This window comes from Lysobacter sp. ISL-50, assembly GCF_018612875.1.
GTDB lineage: Bacteria > Pseudomonadota > Gammaproteobacteria > Xanthomonadales > Xanthomonadaceae > Lysobacter.
In genome coordinates this window covers 17,865-36,923 of sequence record NZ_JAGGRI010000039.1, presented here as the reverse complement: position 1 = coordinate 36,923, position 19,059 = coordinate 17,865, and the positions used below count along the sequence as shown (strand labels likewise).

Genomic DNA, 19,059 nt, shown 5'->3' with positions numbered 1-19,059 from the left:
GCGCCCGCGGCCGCTCCGGCTCCGGCGGCCGCCCAGCCGGCCGCTCCGGCCAAGCCCGCCAAGGGCTGAGCCGCGCCACCCGTGTTCGACGACGCCGGCCTGGCGACAGGCCGGCGTTTTCGTTTCCGGGCCTCGCTCGCGGTTCGCGAGGGCAGGAGCCGCCGCCGCGGCGTTTGCCGCCGCGGCTCGGGTCTGGCAGCCGCGGCTCGCGCGGCTCCCGTCCGAGACCCATCCACGCCGCGAGATTTTGGTGATCGCCATCACCGAACGCCGCGCCGCGGAACTTCCGCGCGCAAGATCGGTCTCATCAGACACTCTTGGTTCAAGACGCCGGCCGTTATCCTTAGCGCCGGCGTTTTTTATGCCCGCCCGTCCCGGGCGCGACGGCCTTCCGTGGCGCGACCGGGCTTCACTACCCACGAGACCTAACGATGAACCGACGTCTGGCCACCTTGCTGCTGCTCGCCGCGCTCCCCTTCGCCGCCTTCGCCGCGCCCAAGGCCGCCGCTCCGGCCGGCCCCGCGCCCGAGCCGGGCGTGGATTACGTCGAAATCGAAGGCGGCAAGCCGTTCGCCCCGGTCGCCGGCAAGATCGAGGTGGTCGAAATCTTCGGCTACACCTGCCCGCACTGCGCGCACTTCGAGCCGCAGGTCAGCGCCTGGAAGAACAAGCTCCCCGCCGACGTCAACTTCGTCCCGGTGGCGGCGCCGTGGGGCAGCTATTGGACGCCCTACGCGCAGGCCTTCTACACCGCGCAGTCGCTGAAGCTGCTGCCGCAGACCCATGACGCCGTGTTCAAGGCGCTGCACGAAGAACACACGCTGCCGATCCAGAACGCCAGCGCGGCGCAGATCGGCGCGTTCTACGCCAAGTACGGCGCCAACGCCCAGACCTTCGCCGCGACCATGACCAGCCCGGCGATCGAGCAGACGATGAAGCGCGCGAGCGACTTCATCATGGCCTCCGGCGTGGACGGCACCCCGGCGATGGTGGTCGCGGGCAAGTACCGCATCACCACCCAGAAGGGTTTCGACGACATGCTGCGCGTGGCCGATCACCTGATCGCGCAGGAACGCGGCGCGAAGGCCAAGCCCAAGGCCAAGCGCTGAGGCCCCTGGCCGGGCACCGGCTCTGGGCATGAGCCGGGCCGCGGCGACGCGGTCGCGGTTCGCCCCCGGTCCGAAATCCCCAATCCCGGCCCCGCGACCGCTATCCTGGCGGCCGCCCTCGACGGCAGCGCGGCTGCGCCTTCCAGCGCCCGCGCCGCCCTCCATTTCATTCGATCGTTTGCGGAGAAGTCCCGATGAATTCGCGTATCGCCACCCTGTCCCGCTATCCGCTGGTCCTGAGCGCGCTGTTCGCGCTGGCCGCCTGCAACAAGACCGAAACCGCCGCGCCGGCCGACGCCGCCGCGACCCCGGCCGCCGGCGAAACCGCCGCACCGGCCGCGACCCCGGCCGCGGGCGAAACCCCGGCCCCGGCGCCGGCTCCGGAAGAGCCCGCGATCACGCCGGCCGCCACCGTCACCCCGCCGGAAGGCCCGGCGCCGGTCGCCGGCACCGACTACATCGAAATCCCCGCCGGCCAAGCCTTCGACCCGGTGCCGGGCAAGATCGAAGTCGCGGAAGTCTTCAGCTACACCTGCCCGCACTGCGCGCAGTTCGAGCCGCTGCTGGTCGATTGGCGCAAGAAGCAGACCGCCGACGTGAAGTTCACCCCGATCGCCGGCCCCTTCGGCGGCAATCCGATTCCGTTCGAAAAGGCCTTCTACGCCGCGCAGACCCTGGGCCTGGTCGAGAAGACCCACGAAGCGATGTTCCGCGCCGTGCACATCGACCAGTCGATCCCGTACATGAGCGTCACCGACGAGCAGCTCGGCGCGTTCTACGCCAAGTACGGCGTCAAGCCGGCCGATTTCATCGGCACCATGAACAGCTTCGCGATCAACGCCAAGGGCAAGCGCGCCGAGCAGTTCATGCAGCGCTCGGGCGTGGATTCCAGCCCGTCGCTGGTGGTCAACGGCAAGTACCTGGTCAAGGGCAAGAACTTCGAGGACTACCTGCGCATCGCCAATCACCTGGTCGCGCGCGAGCGCGCCACGCTGCAGGCGACCGCGCCCACCGCCGCTGCGGCCGCCGCGCCCGCGCCGGCGGCCGAAACCGCGCCGACGCAGTAACCGGCTCGCAGGATTCGACCCGGGCATGACCACACGCCGGCTGCGCCTGCTCAGCGCGAACATACAGGCCGGCTCCAGCACGCGTCGCTACAGCGATTACGCGACGCGCAGCTGGTCGCACGTGCTGCCCGCCGGCAACAAGCGCGGCAGCCTCGACACCATCGCCCAGTTGGCCGGCGAGCACGACATCGTCGGACTCAACGAAAGCGATCCGGGCAGCCTGCGTTCGGGTTTCACCAACCAGACGCACTACCTCGCCCAGCGCGCCGGCTTCGACTACTGGAGCCACCAGCCCAACCGCCGCGTCGGCAATGTCGCCTCCAGCGCCAACGGCCTGCTGAGCAAGCTGGAACCGCGCGAAGTCGTCGATCATCCCCTGCCCGGCCGCATCTCCGGCCGTGGCGTGTTGATCGCTCATTACGGCAACGACGACGACGGCCTGACCGTCGCCGTCGCCCACCTCTCGCTCGGCGCCGCCTCGCGCGCCTCGCAGTTGGCCTTCATCGCCGAACTGCTGCACGACCACCCGCACGCGGTGCTGATGGGCGACTTCAACTGCTCGGCCGATCGCCCCGAGATGCAGGCCTTGTTCCGCACCACCCGCCTGCAGCCGCCGAACGACGTGTTCCCGACCTTTCCCAGCTGGCGGCCGCAGCGCGCGATCGACCATATCCTGCTGGGCGATGGCCTGGGTTTCGCGAGTGCGCGCGCGGTGCCCGCGGCGCAGTCGGATCATCTGGCGTTGTCGTTGGAGCTCGATGTGCCTGAGAGCGCGTTGGCCTGAAACGATAAATCGCCCCCTTTGAAAAAGGGGGCTGGCGCTTGCGTTGCCGCGATGCTGAGTGACCCACGGTGCGCCGGGGGGTTTGCTTTTCGGCGGAGCAAAAGCGAATCCCCCCTGCCCCCCTTTTTCAAAGGGGGGAAACAGCAAAGGCCGCTGTCGAATGACCGCTTCATCCGGCGCGACCGCCCCACTGAATTCGCCCCCTTTGAAAAAGGGGGCTGGCGCTTGCGTTGCCGCGATGCTGAGTGCCCCACGGTGCGCCGGGGGATTTGCTTTTCGGCGGAGCAAAAGCGAATCCCCCCAGCCCCCCTTTTTCAAAGGGGGAAACAGTAAAGGCCGCTGTCGAATGACCACCGCTTCATCCGGCGCGAACGCCGGATGAAGCGATACCGCTGATATCAGAACCGCAAATCGGCCCGCACGTAGTAGTAACCACCGCCCGGCAGATCGTAGGTCGAGCCGTCGAAGCCGTTGAGGTTGCACGACAGGCAGGTCGGCGGGTCCTTGCCGAATACGTTGTTCATGCCCGCCTGCAACTGCAGGCCCTTGAGCACGTCGAAGCGGTAGCCAATCTGGAAGTCGTGGAAGGTGGTCGCGCCCAACCGGTTCTGGCCGGTCTTCGGGTCGTTCTTGCACACCGCGAAGTCGGCGGCGTCGCCGCACTCTTCGACCAGTTGGCTGATGTGACGCGCGGTCCACGACGCGTTCCAGCGGCCGTAGGTCCATTCCAGCGTGGCGTTGGAGGTCCACTCCGGAATCGAACGGGTGACCGGATCGCTGACCAGGCGGCCGACCTGCAGCGGCTGCAGCGAACCATCGGCGCCGACGGCTTCGTAATTGCCGACGATGGTGTTCTGCCAGATCACCTTGAACTGGCCGAAGCGCGTTTCCGGCAGGGTCCAGAACACGTCGATGTCCCAGCCGTTGGTCTTGACCACGCTGAGGTTGCCGAGGAAGTTCGCGAAACCGTCGATCTGGTCGGTGATCGGGTTGCGCTGGATGCCGCCGCAGAATTCCGGCGACAGCGTCTGCACGCACAGGTTGAGCTGGGTCTGCGGGTCGATGGCCTGGATCGCGCCTTCGATGCGATGGCTGTAGAACGTGCCCTCGATGTCCACGCGCTTGGCGATGGCGGTGTCTTCCAGGATCGACGGCGTCCACACGAAGCCGAGCGAGAAGCTGGTCGAACGCTCCGGTTCCAGGTTCGGATTGCCGCCGGTCAGCACCGAGATCTGCGGATCGACCTGGCGCGTGCCCGGATTGACGCCCTGCGCGGCGCAGTTGGCCGCGCTGCCGGTCGGCGGCGCGCCGTTGGAACCGATCAGGCACGGATCGATCATGCCCACGTCGGCGCGGCTCTGCGAGCCGAACAACTCGCCGATCGACGGCGCGCGGAAGCCTTCCGCGTAGGTGCCGCGCAGCAGAAGCTCATCGGCCACCTGCCAACGCAGGCCGTACTTGGGCGTGAACTCGCCGCCGAAGGTGGAGTAATCCGAATAGCGGCCGGCGATGCTCAGGTCCAGGCTCTTGCCGAACGCCGAGTCCTTGAACAGCGGCACGTTGAGTTCGACGTAGACCTCGTTGACGTCGTACTCGCCCTGGGTCGGCAGCGACGGCACGCCGTTGTATTCGCCGCGCACGGTGATCGGATCGGGACGGTAGGAGCCTTCGTACTTGCGGTACTCGTACCCGGTCGCGAACGACAGCGGGCCGGCCCACATCTCGAACAGATCGCCGGACAGGTTGAAGGTGGCCAGCTGCAGCTTGTTCTCGCTGCTGTCGTGCAGGACCGGGCTGATGTACTTCAGCATCGCCGGGGTGATGGTGTTGTAGCCGAAGATGTTCAACGGCGTGCAACCCGGCGTGGCCGCGCAGATCGCCGGATCGCCCATGGCGATGGCGATGTTCTTCGCGTTGTAGCTGCCGCGATTGGTCTGCTCGGCCTTGTTGCGGCTGCTGGCGAGGTTGGCGTCCCAGAACCAGGCGCGCTCGCCGACGTCGAAGGTGCCTTCCAGGCCGGTGCCGACGAACCAGGTATCGACCTGTTGTTCGAAGCGGCGCGGGCCGCCTTCCACGGGACGGCGGCGCAGGATGCTCAGGTTGCTCGAATCGAGCTGCACGCCGAACGGATTGAACGGATGGTTGGCCGGCATCACCAGCGCGGCCGCGAACGCGTTGCCGGCGCCCGGGCCCAGGTCGATCGGCTCGGGCGCGGCGCGGTTTTCCGACTCGCGGCGGTTGAGCAAGGCGCGCGCATACCAGCGCACCCGGTCGTTGACGTCGAAGCGGAACTGGCCGAACACGCCGCTGCGCTCGGACGGCGACAGCACGTAGTTGTACGGGGCGAAATTGAACGGATCGTTGGCGCCGAAGCAATGGAAGCCGTCGGTGCGCGGCACGCCGGCCGAACACGGCGCCTGACCGGGCGTGTAGACCGGATTGCTCTGGCCGGCATTGGCGACCAGATCGTACTTGCGCCCGTCCGGCGCGGTGAAGGCGATGCGGCCGCCGGGCACGCGCGAGCTGCCCAGCGCCACGCCGGTGCCGGGCACCGGGAAACGCGCGAGTTCGCGATCGGCCGAGCTGACTTCGTCCTGCTTGGTGTAGCTGGCGCCGAGGAACCAGGTGGCGCGTTCGCTGCTGCCGCCGTAAGCGAAGTCGAGACCGCGGCTGGTGCCGTCGCCCTTGGTGTACTGGCCGAAGTTGGTGGTCAGCTGGAAGCCGTCGAAATTGCGCCGGGTGATGATGTTGACCACGCCGGCGATGGCGTCTGAGCCGTACAGCGACGACGCGCCGTCTTCCAGCACTTCGATGCGCTCGACGATGGCCAGCGGAATGGTGTTGAGGTCGGTCGCCGAGCCCACGCCGGAAGCGGAGGATTCGTTGACCCAGCGGATGCCGTCGACCAGCACCAGCACGCGCTTGGAACCCAGGTGGCGCAGATCGACCGTGGTCGAACCGGCGCCGACGCCGCCGCCGTCGGACGGGAAGCCGTCGTTGCCCGAGGCGTTGCGCTTGCCGTTGAAGGAGGAACCCGAACCGGTGAGCTCCTGCACCACGTCGCCGATCGAAGTCAGGCCGGTGCGTTCGATGTCGTCGCGGGTGAGGGTCTGGATCGGAACCTGGCTTTCGATCTCGGCCTTGCGGATGCGGGTGCCGGTGACCTGGACGGTGTCCAGGGTGGTGGTGCCTTTGGAGGCCTGCGATTCCTGCGCGGCGGCGAAACCCGGCAGGGCGAACAGTACGGACAACTGAATGGCTTTCGCCAAGGCATGACGGCGCAACGCTTTCATCGGTTCTCTCCCTCGAATGATGTGTGGCTTAGCTCTGTTGGCTATCGGCGCGCCGTCCAGTGATTCCCCGCGGACAGCGGCTGTTTTTTGCAAGCAACGGATGAAACGGTCGCAAGGCGCGCAAAGATCACGCGATATCCGCATAAGCACCGCTGCGCCGGCAAAAAAACCCGGCTCAACGAGCGGTTGCGCGCGACTTGCGTCCCGGCGACTTGGTGCAACGCGAATCGGTGCGGCGAACGGCGTGGACAAGAAAACGGCCGGTGGTTTCCCACCGGCCGTTCGGGTTTCAGTGCTGCCGCGGCGCGTGGATCGAAAGCGCCGCGGTGGCGGGAACGCCGACCGCGGTGCGTCGATGGAACGCCGCGCCGATCAGAACCGCAGGTCCGCGCGAACGTAGAAGAAGCGGCCGCCCGGGATGTCGTAGGTGGACGCGTCGTAGCCGTTGAGCGAGCACGACAGGCAGATCGGCGGGTCCTTGTCGAACACGTTGTTGACGCCGCCGGTGATCTGCAGGCCCTTGAACATCTCGAAGCGGTAGCCCAGCTGCAGGTCGTGATAGGTGGTCGCGGCCAGCTTGTTCTCGCCGGTGACCGGGTTATCGCAGTACGGCGAGTCCAACGCCGAGGCCTGGCAGATTTCGGTCAGCTCGGAGATGTGGCGCACGGTCCACGACGCGTTCCAGCGATCGAGCTTCCATTCGGCGCTGACGTTGGAGGTCCATTCCGGGATCGCGCTGTCGTTGACTTCCACGCCGGGCTTGCGCGGCTGGATCTGGCCGGCGGCGCCGACCGCTTCGTACTCGGTGACCCAGGTGTTCTGCCACTTCAGCTTGAACTGGCCCCAGGAGGTTTCCGGCAGCGTCCAGAAGAAGTCCATGTCCCAGCCGGAGGTCTTGATCGAACCCAGGTTGGTCAGCTTGTTCTCGAAGGAGGAGATGCCGCCGATCGAGGAACGGGTGATGCCGTCGCAGTACAGCGGATCGAGCGTCTGCACGCACAGGTTGAGCTGGGTCTGCGCATCGATCGCCTGCACCGCGCCTTCCAGCGAGTGGCGGTAGTAGGTGACTTCGAAGTCGAACTTGTCCGACCACGGCACGCCCGCGGCCCAGGCCGGGCTGTAGACGAAGCCGGCGGTGAAGCTGCGCGCGGTTTCCGGTTCCAGCTCGGCGTTGCCGCCGGTCTGCACCGAGATCTGGCTGTTGGCCTGGGCGGCGCCGGCCGGCACGCCGAGCGCGGCGCAGTTGGCGCGGTTGCCGGTCGCCGGCGCGCCGGTGATCGAGGTCAGGCACGGATCGCTGAGCTGCAGGTCGGCGCGGCTGGCCGAGCCGAACAATTCGCCGATCGACGGCGCGCGGAAGCCTTCCGCGTAAGTGGTGCGCAGCAGCAGTTCATCGGCGACTTGCCAGCGCAGGCCGTACTTCGGCGTGAACTGGCCGCCGAAGGTCGAGTAATCCGAGTAACGCCCGGCCAGGCTCAGGTCCAGGCTCTTGCCGAACGCGCCTTCCTTGATCAGCGGCAGGTTGAGTTCGACATAGGCTTCGTTGACGTCGTACTCGCCCTTGGTCGGCAGCGACTGGGTGCCGTTGTAGTAACCGGCCACGGTGATCGGATCGGGCTGATAGAAGCCTTCGTACTTGCGGTATTCGTAACCGGCGGCGAACGACAGCGGGCCGGCCCACATCTCGAACAGGTCGCCGGAGAAGTTGGCGGTGAACGTCGACAGCTTCTGCTCGCTGCGATCGCGCACGACCGGGCTGATCCACTGCAGCATCGCCGGGGTGATCGTGCCCGGGCCGCCGAAGATGTTCAGCGGCACGCAGCCCGGAGTGGCGGCGCACAGGGCCGGATCGCCCAGGGCGATGTTGATGTTGCGGACGTTGTAGCTGCCGCGGTTGGTCTGGTCGGCCTCGTTCTTGTTGCTGGCGAGGTTGACGTCCCAGAAGTAGGTGCGGTCGCCGGCGTTGAAGCTGCCTTCCAGGCCGGCGGCGATGTAGGTGGTATCGACCTTCTGTTCGAAGATGCGCGGGCCGCCTTCGATCGGACGGCGCGCGACCGTGTCGAGGTTGGCGTTGGGGCCGATCGAGGTCAGGTCGAAGCCGAACGGGTTGTACGGGTTCAGGCGCGAGATGGTGATCTGCTCGGACCAGGGATTGCCGGTACCGGCGCCGGCGCCGAGGAAGATCGGTTCGGGCGCGGCCTGGTTGGTCGATTCGCGGCGGTTGTACAGCGCCTTGACGTAGCCCTGCACGTTATCGTTGAAGTGGAAGCGGAACTGGCCGAACGCGCCGGTGCGCTTGGACGGCGTCAGCAGCATGTTTTCGGCGGCGAAGTTGTAGCGATTGGCGCCGGTGAAGGGAATGAAGTCCTGCGGATAGCGCACGCCGTTGGGGAAGCTGCTGCCGTTGGGCGTGGTCATGTTGCAGAACGGCACCGGCGGCGTCGCCGGATCGTCGTCGGTGTCGGTCAGCGGACAGGCGCTGCTGGCGGTCGGCGGATTGAAGATGAAGCGGCCGTTCGGCGTCGCCGAACTGCCGGTCTCCACGCCCAGGCCGGGCACCGGCACGCGCGCTTGCGCGCGGTCGCGCGAGTACACCGGGTCCTGATCGACATAGCTCAGGCCCAGGAACAGATTGGCGCGATCGGTGTTGTAGCCCCAGGCCGCGTCGAAGCCCTTGAGCTTGCCGTCGCCCTTGCCGTACTGGCCGTAGTTCAAGGTCAGCTGGCCGCCGTCGAAATTGCGCCGGGTGATGATGTTGACCACGCCGGCGATGGCGTCGGAGCCGTACAGCGAGGACGCGCCGTCCTCGAGGATTTCGATGCGCTCGACGATCGCCAGCGGAATGGTGTTGAGGTCGGTCGCCGCGCCCACGCCGGAGGCGGAGGACTCGTTGACCCAACGCATGCCGTCCACCAGGACCAGCACGCGCTTGGGACCGAGGTGGCGCAGATCGACCTGGGCCGAGCCCGCGCCGATGCCGTCGCCGTTGGGCGAGAAACCGAAGTTGCCCGACGAATTGAATTTGGTGTTGAGCGCGGAGCCGGCGCCGGTGAGTTCCTGCACCACGTCGCCGATCGAGGTCAGACCGGTGCGCTCGATGTCGTCGCGGCTGAGGGTCTGGACCGGGACCTGGCTTTCGATCTCGGCCTTGCGGATGCGGGTGCCGGTGACCTGGACGGTGTCCAGCGTGGTGGCGTCTTTGGCGGGTGCGGCGTCCTGGGCGGCGGCGAAGCCCGGCAGGGCGACCAACAAGGACAACTGGATGGCTTTCGCCAAGGCATGGCGACGCGACAGCTTCATCGACTTCTCTCCCTCAAGTTCGTGGCTTAGCTCTATTGGCTATTGGACGCCGTCCGTCCGTGCCGAACGGCATCCAGAGGTTGTAAACAATTCGTGAAGCCGCCACAAGGCGCAAATAGGGGCTACTTGCCAACCCGGTCGCAGTTCTGATCGGCATGCGCCACGCTGCCGCCGAACGGCGGTTCGCGGCAAGGCCGGAACGCCTGTTCAGGCGTGGTGGGGGCGCGGCTGCGGCGTTACGGCGGAACGCGATGGGCGTCTCATTCCCCTCTCCTGCTCTCCCTCTCCCGCTCAGCGGGAGAGGGCCGGGGTGAGGGCGAGCGCCGCAGCCGCGACTGCGAAGCCCGATCCGCGCGACTCAACCGCCCAACAGCAGACTCACCGCGACCAGGATCAAAAAGCCGGCGAACACCCGCTTCAAGGTATCGCCGTGCAACTTGTGCGCCAGCCGCGTGCCGTAGGGCGCGGCGATCACCGAGGCGATGGCCACGCCGATCGCCGCCGGCAGATAGACATAGCCGATCGCGTAATGCGGCAACGCGCCCGGCGGCGCGTTGAAGGCGTAGCCGATCGCGCTGGCCAGGCCGATCGCCACGCCGCAGGCCGAAGACGTGCCGACCGCGCGCACCGGCGCCACGCCGCGCCATACCAGCAGCGGCACGGTCATGCTGCCGCCGCCGATGCCGACCACCGCCGACACCGCGCCGATGCCGACGCCGGCCGCGGTCAGCGGCGTTCCCTGCGGCGCCGGCGCATCGGCGCCGAGCGCGGCGCGGTTCTTGCCGAACAACAGCTGCGCGGCGGCGATGAGGCAATAGCCGGACACGATCAGGCGCAGCCACTCGCCGTCGATGCGCACCGCGACGAAACTGCCGAGCCAACCGCCGAGCAGCAGCCCCGGCACCATCCAGCGCACCGTCGGCCACAGCACGCTGCCGCGCTGGGCGTGCGCGCGCGCCGAAGCGGTCGCGGTCAGCACGATGCTGGCCAGCGAACTGGCCAGCGCGGTGTGCATCGCCGCTTCCTTGGGAATGCCGAAGGCCGGCGCGATCCAGGCCAGCGCCGCGACCAGCACCAGGCCGCCGCCGACGCCGAGCAAGCCGGCCAGGATGCCGGCGATCGCGCCGAGGACGAGGAACACCAACCAGATCGCCATGCGTTTGCTCCGATGATCGGCCGATTCTGCATGCCCCGCGCGCGACATGCGACCTCGTTCGCGCGATTGTGCGAAGCGGACGCGACGTGGGCGGCGACACCGCGAAGGCGCCGTCATCGATTCACGCGCGCCGCGCGCCCCGGCCGGCATCTGGCGATGTTCGCGACAGCGTTTGCATTCCGCGCGCATGCATCGCTCGTTCACATAAGACATTCATCCATGCTCGGCTATAGTCCGGCGATGCTTCCGCGCCCCTACTCCCTGCTGTTCGCCGCGCTCGCCGCGACCCTCGCCACCACCGCCTGCGCGCAGACCACGGCGGCGGCGCCGGCCCTGCCCGCGGTCAAGCCCGCGGCGGTTCGCAACGCGCTGCCGGCGCCCGCGGTCGATACTCAGTTGCCGCGCGTGCGCGCGGCGATCGAAGCGGCCGAACGCGGCCCGTTCGACGCCGCCCAATACGCCGACATCGCGCGCCATCCCTTGTACGGCTGGGTCGAATACGCGGCCCTGCGCCGCGGCATCGACACGGTCAACAACGGCCAGGCGCAGGATTTTCTGAACCGCCGCGGCAATCAGGCCTCCGGCGATGCGTTCCGCGACCTCTGGCTGGCCGCGGCCGCGCGCCGCGAAGACTGGGCCGCCTTCACCGCGGCGTGGACGCCCAGCAACAACGCCGGCAAGGAGCGCGGCGTGAGCCTGCGCTGCGCCGAGTTGAACGCGCGCCAGGCGCTGGGCAAGGCCGACGCGCAATGGACCCGCGACGCGCAGGCGATCTGGCGCAGCAGCGGCAAGTCCCTGCCCGACAGCTGCGACGCGCCATTCGCGGTGCTCGCCGCGCAGAACGGGCTGAGCCCGGAGCTGCGTTGGGAACGCATCGACGCGGCCGCGGCGGAATGGCAGCCGGCGGTGATGCGGGCGGCCGCGCGTGGCTTGCCTGCGGATCAACTTGCACAGGCCAACGACTACGCGGCTTTTTTGGATAACGTGAATGAACGCGGGCTTGGTTGGCCCAAGACCGAGCGCAGCCGCAAGATCGCCTCCTACGGCCTGGCCAAGCTGGCCAAGTCGCAACCGGCCAGCGCCGAAGCGCAACTGCCCAAGTACGCCAGCGCGCTGGGCTTCACCGACGAAGATCGCGGCCGCGTGCTGTATCAGGCCGCGCTGTGGTCGGTCGCGTCCTACGATGCGCAATCCGCGCGCCGCCTCAATGCCGTGCCGGAGGTGTCCTACGACGAACGCCTGCACGAATGGCGCGCGCGCGAAGCCATGTCGCGTTCGGACTGGGCCGCTGCGCTGGCCGCGATCCGCAAAATGGGGCCCAAGCAGCGCGGCGAATCGCGCTGGGAATATTTCGAAGCGCGCCTGAGCGAACGCGCCGGCGACAAGGCCGGCGCCGCCAGGCTGTATCGCGAATCGGCCAAGAACGCGGATTTCCACGGCTTCATGTCGGCCGACCGGCTCGGCGCGCCGTACACGCTGTGCCCGATCCAGCCCACCGACAGCGTCGCGGCCAAGGCCGCGATCGCGCGCGATCCGGCGCTGATGCGGGCGATGGGCCTGTTCCAGATCGAACGCGCCAGCTGGGCGATCCGCGAATGGGACGACGCGCTGACCCGTTTCGACGACACCCAGCGCCGCATCGCCATCGAAGTCGCGCAAAGCTACAACTGGTTCGACCGCGCGGTGTTCTCGCTCAACAAGACGCCGCAGGAACAGCGCCTGTACTACCTGCGCTTCCCGCTGCATCACGGCGAGACGATCCGGCGCGAGTCGCTCAAGAACGGCATCGACCCGGCCTGGGTCGCCGCCGAGATCCGCGCCGAAAGCATATTCAATCCGACCGCGCGCTCCGGCGCCAACGCCATGGGCCTGATGCAGGTGCTGCCCGGCACCGGCGCCCAGGTCGCCAAGAGCCTGGGCCTGCCGTGGGGCGGCGCCGCCAGCCTGTACGACTCGGACACCAACATCATTCTCGGCACCGCGTACCTGCGCCAGTTGCTCGACAAGTACGGCGGCCAGCCGTATTTCGCCATGGCCGGCTACAACGCCGGGCCGGCGCCGCTGGCGCGCTGGCAGTCGCAGCGCCCGGGCATGGACGCGGACTTCTGGATCGAGACCATCAGCTACAAGGAAACCCGCGAGTACGTCGCGCGCGTGCTGGCTTTCAGCGTGCTCTACGACTGGCGGCTCAACGGCGACGCGCTCAACGTCAGCGACCGTCTGCGCGGGGCGACCGACAGCCCGCGCAAATCCTTCGTCTGCCCGGCCGCCGCCGCGTCCGCCGCGACGCCGCTGCCCGCCGAAACCGAGTGAGCCGCGCGCGATGGCCCGTCGTCATGTCCTGATCCTGGGCGGCACTGGATTCGTCGGCCGCCACCTCGTCGAACACCTGCTGCGCGAGCACTGCCGCATCACCGTGCTCAGCCGCGGGGTGGACCCGCACAAGAAGAAACTGCTCTCGCGCGACGCCAGCATCATCGAAGGCGATGTCGGCAATCCGGATTTCCTGCGCGCGGTGCTCGACGATGTCGATGCCGTGGTCAATCTGGTCGGCATCCTCAACGAGCAGGGCGACAGCGGCGCCGGCTTCGAACACGTCTACGTGGAACTGCTCGAAGCGCTGATCGAAGCCATGCGCGACATGGGCGTGGCGCGGCTGCTGCAGATGAGCGCGCTCAACGCCGGCAGCGGCCACAGCCATTACCTGGAATCGCGCGGCCGCGCCGAGCAACGCGTGCGCGCCAGCAAGCTGGCGTGGACGTTGTTCCGGCCGTCGGTGATCGCCGGCCCCGGCGACGGCCTGTTCTGCCGCTTCGATTCGCTGTTGCGCTACGCGCCGCTGCTGCCGATGGGCCGCGCCAACGCGCGCTTCCAGCCGGTATGGATCGGCGATGTCACCCAGGCCTTCGTCAACGCCTTGAACGACGACAGCCATATCGCGCGCAGCTACAACCTGGTCGGGCCGGACGTGATGACGCTGGCCGAGATCGTGCGCGCCGGCGCCCGCGCCCGCGGCCGCCTGCGCGCGGTGCTGCCGCTGCCCGACGCACTGGGCAAGCTGCAAGCCGACATCGGCGAATTCCTGCCCGGCAAACCGATCAGCCGCGACAACTGGCGCTCGCTGCAGACCGATTCGACCAGTGTCGAGAACGGCTTGCTCAAGCTCGGGGTGACGCCGACGCCGGTGTTGGCGCATTTGCCGGAAATTCTTGGGATCGGCGCGCGCTGAAGCCTTGGGCGGTGGGTTTCGTTGCTGCCGGCTCGGGATCACCTGCCGTGTGTCGGGGCTGAAAGCCCCTTCCACAAAAGACTTCGTGGCGACGTAATTTATTGTGGGAGGGGCTTTCAGCCCCGACACCCGAAACCCGGCATCGCCACCGCTCCGGCTTCAGCCAAGCGCCATAGACACGCCCCCTCCATCCACGCGCTAGGATGCAAACCGACTCCACACGACAAGGACATCCCATGGGCCTGCTGGACACCCTCCTCGGCCATGCCGGCGAAAAATCCACCGACAAGGTCAACGAAGACTTCGGCCCGCTGCTCGCCGCGGGCGAAACCGTGCAGCGCGCGTTCGGCGAAATCCGCGACCTGATCGTGTTCACCGACCGCCGCCTGATCCTGGTCGACAAGCAGGGCGTGACCGGCCGCAAGACCGAATTCCTCAGCCTGCCCTACCGCAGCATCGTGATGTTCTCGCTCGAAACCGCCGGCCATTTCGATCTGGAATCGGAACTGCGCCTGTGGGTGTCGGGCCAGCCCAATCCGATCGTGCGCCACCTGGGCCGCAGCGCCGGCGCGGAAGACATCGTCGCCCTGCTGGCGCAAAACGCGCCGCGCTGAAGCCGGTGCGCGTTTCGCAACGCATTCGAGGAAACTCAGGATGAAGGTTTACTTGGTCGGCGGCGCGGTGCGCGATGCGCTGCTGGGCCTGTCGGCCGGCGATCGCGATTACGTGGTCGTCGGACAGACGCCCGAGGCGATGCTCGCCGCCGGCTACAAGGCCGTGGGCAAGGATTTCCCCGTGTTCCTGCACCCGGACAACGGCGAGGAATACGCGCTGGCGCGCACCGAACGCAAATCCGGCCGCGGCTATCGCGGCTTCGTGGTCGATGCCGATCCGTCGGTGACGCTGGAAGACGATCTGGGCCGTCGCGATTTCACCATCAACGCCATCGCCCGCGACGAAAGCGACGGCCGTCTGGTCGATCCTTACGGCGGCGCGCGCGATCTGCAGGCGCGCGTGCTGCGCCATGTCGGCCCGGCCTTCGTGGAAGATCCGCTGCGCGTGCTGCGCGCCGGCCGTTTCATGGCGCGCTTCAAGTCGCACGGCTTCACCGTCGCCGCGGAAACCATGGCGCTGATGCGGCAGATGGCCGACTCCGGCGAACTGGCCGATCTGGTCGCCGAGCGCGTGTGGCAGGAACTGCGCCGCGCGCTGACCTGCGCCACGCCGTCGGCGTTCCTGCGCACCTTGCACGACGCCGGCGCGCTGCGGGTCGTGCTGCCGGAAGTCGATGCGCTGTACGGCGTGCCGCAGCGGCCCGAGTACCACCCCGAAGTCGATACCGGCGTGCATACCGAGATGGTGGTCGATCAGGCCGCCAAGCTTGCGCCCGGCGACGACCTGATCGGCTTCGCCGCGCTGACCCACGACCTGGGCAAGGCGCTGACGCCGGCGGATATCCTGCCGCGCCATCACAACCACGAGCACGCGGGCCTGGAACCGCTGGCGCAGTTGTGCGCGCGGCTGAAAGTGCCTACCGATCATCGCCTGTTGGCCGAGGCGGCTTGTCGCGAGCATCTCAACGTGCATCGCCTTGATGAGATGCGTCCGCGCTCGGTGTACGAGTTGATCGCGCGTTGCGATGGGTTTCGCAATCCGAAGCGGATCGAGCAGATGACGGTGGTGTGCGAGGCCGACAAGCGGGGTCGGCTGGGGTTGGAGGACAGCGATTATCCGCAGGGTGCGTCGCTGCGGGCGGCCTTGCATGCGGCGCTTAAGGTGCGGGCGGGCGATTTGAAGCCAGGGTTGAGCGGGCCGGCGGTAGGCGAGGCGATGCGGCGGGCGCGCATTGAGGCGATTGCTGTGGTCAGGAAGAATGCGGCGGGTGGTGGGGTGGCGTGAGTCGGGATTCGGGATTCGGGATTCGGGAATCGGGAATCGGGAATCGGGAATCGGGAATCGGGAACAGCGTACCCACCTACCGTCATTCCCGCGAAGGCGGGAATCCAGGGCCTTTCGTGCGAGAACGCCTGAAGTCACTGGATTCCCGCGTTCGCGGGAATGACGATCTGGAAGGATGGCGCTGAAGTCTTTGGATTCCCGCCTTCGCGGGAATGACGTTCTGGAAGGATGGCGCTGAAGTCTCTGGATTCCCGCCTTCGCGGGAATGACGGCCTGGAAAGATGGCGCTGAAGTCTCTGGATTCCCGCCTTCGCGGGAATGACGATCTGGAGAGACGGGGCTGAAGTCTCTAACTATTCGGCTTCGCCGAAGTCTCATCCCACAAAAAAAACCGCCGCGCCAATTTCGCGCGGCGGTTCCTCGACCCATCAGGCAACGACTCGCATCGCCGCCCTCGCACCAACAGCCAAACTCAGAACCGATAATCGATCCGGGCGTAGTAGCTGCCGCCGTTCATGCCGAACGGCAAGGTCTCCCAGCCGTACTTGAAGCCCAACTGGGGGAACGGCGCGCCGGTGTTCGGGTCCCACTTGTCCGGGTAGGTGTCGAAGATATTGTTGCCGCCCACCGACACGCTGAGCTTGTCGGTGAACTTGTAGCGCACCGCCAGATCGGCCAGCCACTTGCCGCTCCAGGTCTGCTTGACGCCCGGGGTGAAGCCTTCGCCGGTCACCGGGCCGTAGTAGTTGGCGCGCGCGGTCCATTCCCACTTGTTGATTTCGTACACGCCCTGCAGCACGTGGTGCTGACGCGGCTGGCCCTTTTCGATCAAGGTCACCTGAGTGTCGTCGAACAGCACGTTCGGCGGCAGGATCGCCGACTGCGAGCGGCGGTCCTTCACTTCGGTCTTGTTGAAGTGCACCAGCGCGGTCAGGTTCAACTTCGAACCGCCGGCGAACTCGGTGTTGTGGTTGGCGACCAGGTCGATGCCGGTGGTCCGGGTGTCGATGGCGTTGGTGAAGAACAACACCTGGCCCACGCCGATCGGATCGAGGATCGCGCGGATCGGGCAGTTGCCGTTGCCCGGCGCGCACGGCTGGCCGTTGGTGCCGACGCTCTCGGGCTGGATGTTGCTGGAGAAGATGATGCGATCGTCGATGTCGATGCGGAACACGTCCAAGGTCACCGAGAAGCGATCGTTGGGCTTGAGCACGAAGCCGATCGATCCGCTCTTGGAGGTTTCTTCCTTCAACGGCTCGATGCCGAACGCACGCGTGACCGCGCTGTCCTGGCGCGCGGTCAGGGTGTCGGTCAGCACGCCTGCGGCATTGAGGTTGGTCGAGCGCTGGCTGTAGAACAGCTGCTGCACGCCCGGCGCGCGGAAGCCGGTGGACACGGTGCCGCGGATCGCGAACTGCTCGGTGGCGTCGAAGCGCGCCGACAGTTTGCCGGTGGTGGTGTTGCCGAAATCGGAGTAGTCCTCGTAACGCACCGCGCCGCCGAGCAGGAAGCGATCGGTCAGGTTGGTTTCCGCGTCCAGGTACACCGCGTAGTTGTGGCGGCCGTCATCGACCGCTTCGTTGGGCGAGAAGCCCGGGAAGCCCTGCATACCCGGCTGCGCGGTCTCGCCGGCCTGGCCCAGGATCGGAATCGCGCGGTTGTTGGTGCGGCCGTAGGTGTAGGTCACCGGCGCGCCGGGGGTGATCTTGTACTCGTCCTTGCGGTATTCCACGCCGGTGCCCAGGTACAGGGGATGGCTGTTGAAGCCCTGCAGGGTGCCGCGGAAATCCAGATTGAAAGTGGTCTGATCGGCCTGCAGGGTGCCGGTGTCGGCCTTGGTCGGCGATTCGCCGTAGATGCCGCCGCCGGGCTTGGGCTCGTACCACCAGCTGACGTTGACCGAATTGCTTTCCTCGAAGCCGAACTTGTTGCGGCCGCGATTGATCGAAATATCCCAATCCCAGTTGTCGTTGATCGGCGCCTTGTAGCCGACCGCCAGCGAGGTGTCGTCCACCTTGGTCAGGATGTTCGGCAGGAAGCCGTCCGGATACAGCGCAGGCACCGTGCGGTTGTCGCCCGGGCTGCGGAAGAAGCCGGAGGAGTCGCCCTTGCGCTTGGACAGGCCGCCGAACCAGTACAGCTCGCCCTTGCCCACCGGCAGGCCGCCGTTGAACCAGAAATAGGCGTCGGTGGCGTCGGCGTCGCCCAGGCGCTGGGTCACCCGCGGCGGGCTCACGCGCAGACTGTCGGGGCCGGCGCGGTTGGTCTCGGCGCGGTCGCGGTATTCCAGGGACAGATTGAGGAAGCCGCCGTCGTCGCCGAGCTTGACGCCGGTGTTGACCGAGCCCTGGTAGTTGGCGCCGTCGCCGGCGTAGTACTTGCCGGCCTGGAACGACAGCTGGGTTTCCTCGGTCTGCTTCTTGAGGATGATGTTGATCACGCCGGAGATCGCGTCCGAGCCGTACTGCGCCGCGGCGCCGTCGCGCAGCACTTCGATGCGCTCGATCGCCGACAGCGGGATCGCGTTGATGTCGGTGCCGGCCGAACCGCGGCCGATGGTCTGCTGCACGTTCACCAGCGCCTGCTGATGGCGGCGCTTGCCGTTGACCAGCACCAGCACCTGATCGGGGCCGAGCGAGCGCAGCGTCGCCGGACGCAGGATGTCGGTGCCGTCGCTGACGAAGGTGCGCGAGAAGTTGAACGAGGGTTCCAGCATCTGCAGGATCTGGCCGATCTCGGTCGCGCCGGTCGCGTTCAGTTCTTCCTTGCCGATCACGTCCACCGGCGCCGCGGTGTCCTCGGCGGCGCGGCCGCGCGCGCGCGAACCGGTCACCTGGACCGCATCGAGCGTCGTCGCCTCGCGGGCGGCCGGCGCCGGCGCTGCGGCGTCCTGGGCGTAAGCGGGGACGAGGGCGCTGGCGGCCATGGCGGCGGCCACGGCCAGCGCCAAACGGTTGCGGTGCACTGAGGGCATGAGTCGTTGTCCTTGCGAAAGTGAGGTGGGCTCCCGTGGCCCGGGCTGAGCCTCACCATTTCTTAACTTTTTCGCAATACGCCGTGTGACTGTGCCGACTATGGCTTTGTGACAGATTTCTTATAACGACGAACCGGCTAATGCCCGGTTCAGGCCTGAATGGGCGGCCGGTCACTGAACAGGGCGAGCGATGCCGGTGCGATGGACCGGCCCGCCGAGCACATGAATTACCCAGTCCGCGCCGCGGA

At 67.4% G+C, this 19,059-nt stretch carries 11 protein-coding genes; 7 read left to right on the top strand and 4 right to left on the bottom strand.

All coding sequences use genetic code 11. The features are described from left to right. Window positions 1-431 precede the first annotated feature (431 nt). The 3 genes from J7J50_RS20855 to J7J50_RS20845 all read left to right on the top strand — a co-directional run bounded on the left by J7J50_RS20855 (window position 432) and on the right by J7J50_RS20845 (window position 2,960). The gene (locus J7J50_RS20855; RefSeq protein ID WP_215061005.1) at window positions 432-1,109 is read left to right on the top strand and encodes a thiol:disulfide interchange protein DsbA/DsbL; all 678 of its coding nucleotides are present in this window, start codon (window positions 432-434) and stop codon (window positions 1,107-1,109) included. 194 nt (window positions 1,110-1,303) lie between these two features. After that, on the top strand, window positions 1,304-2,176 hold the full coding sequence (locus tag J7J50_RS20850) for a thiol:disulfide interchange protein DsbA/DsbL (protein ID WP_215061013.1): 873 nt from the start codon (window positions 1,304-1,306) through the stop codon (window positions 2,174-2,176). Between the two features lie 25 nt (window positions 2,177-2,201). Next, window positions 2,202-2,960 carry an endonuclease/exonuclease/phosphatase family protein gene (locus J7J50_RS20845; protein ID WP_215061020.1) on the top strand — a complete coding sequence of 253 codons (759 nt, stop codon included), beginning with the start codon at window positions 2,202-2,204 and terminating at the stop codon, window positions 2,958-2,960. Window positions 2,961-3,358: 398 nt separating this feature from the next. On the opposite strand, the gene J7J50_RS20840 is transcribed toward J7J50_RS20845, so the two are convergent. The 3 genes from J7J50_RS20840 to J7J50_RS20830 all read right to left on the bottom strand — a co-directional run bounded on the left by J7J50_RS20840 (window position 3,359) and on the right by J7J50_RS20830 (window position 10,709). Then, the gene (locus J7J50_RS20840; RefSeq protein WP_215061022.1) at window positions 3,359-6,253 is read right to left on the bottom strand and encodes a TonB-dependent receptor; all 2,895 of its coding nucleotides are present in this window, start codon (window positions 6,251-6,253) and stop codon (window positions 3,359-3,361) included. A 372-nt stretch (window positions 6,254-6,625) separates the two neighbouring features. Continuing rightward, window positions 6,626-9,553, bottom strand: coding sequence for a TonB-dependent receptor (locus J7J50_RS20835; RefSeq protein ID WP_215061024.1), 2,928 nt, complete (start codon window positions 9,551-9,553; stop codon window positions 6,626-6,628). Window positions 9,554-9,911: 358 nt separating this feature from the next. Then, window positions 9,912-10,709 (bottom strand): sulfite exporter TauE/SafE family protein, encoded by a 798-nt coding sequence (locus J7J50_RS20830; protein ID WP_251044681.1) that lies wholly within the window; start codon window positions 10,707-10,709, stop codon window positions 9,912-9,914. Window positions 10,710-10,928: 219 nt separating this feature from the next. Here J7J50_RS20830 and J7J50_RS20825 point away from each other — a divergent pair, with 219 nt between their 5' ends. From J7J50_RS20825 to J7J50_RS20810, 4 genes are all read left to right on the top strand, one after another. Next, window positions 10,929-13,022: a lytic transglycosylase domain-containing protein gene (locus J7J50_RS20825; RefSeq protein ID WP_251044680.1), complete on the top strand. Its 2,094-nt coding sequence runs from the start codon at window positions 10,929-10,931 to the stop codon at window positions 13,020-13,022. Between the two features lie 10 nt (window positions 13,023-13,032). Beyond that, window positions 13,033-13,938, top strand: a complete 906-nt coding sequence (locus tag J7J50_RS20820) for a complex I NDUFA9 subunit family protein (RefSeq protein WP_215061026.1) — start codon at window positions 13,033-13,035, stop codon at window positions 13,936-13,938. Between the two features lie 236 nt (window positions 13,939-14,174). Further along, the gene (locus J7J50_RS20815; protein ID WP_215061028.1) at window positions 14,175-14,552 is read left to right on the top strand and encodes a PH domain-containing protein; all 378 of its coding nucleotides are present in this window, start codon (window positions 14,175-14,177) and stop codon (window positions 14,550-14,552) included. A gap of 40 nt (window positions 14,553-14,592) precedes the next feature. After that, the gene (locus tag J7J50_RS20810; RefSeq protein WP_215061030.1) at window positions 14,593-15,837 is read left to right on the top strand and encodes a multifunctional CCA addition/repair protein; all 1,245 of its coding nucleotides are present in this window, start codon (window positions 14,593-14,595) and stop codon (window positions 15,835-15,837) included. Between the two features lie 472 nt (window positions 15,838-16,309). Here the strand turns inward: J7J50_RS20810 and J7J50_RS20805 are convergent, their stop codons facing one another. Further along, window positions 16,310-18,811: a TonB-dependent receptor gene (locus J7J50_RS20805; protein WP_215061032.1), complete on the bottom strand. Its 2,502-nt coding sequence runs from the start codon at window positions 18,809-18,811 to the stop codon at window positions 16,310-16,312. Window positions 18,812-19,059: the final 248 nt, after the last annotated feature.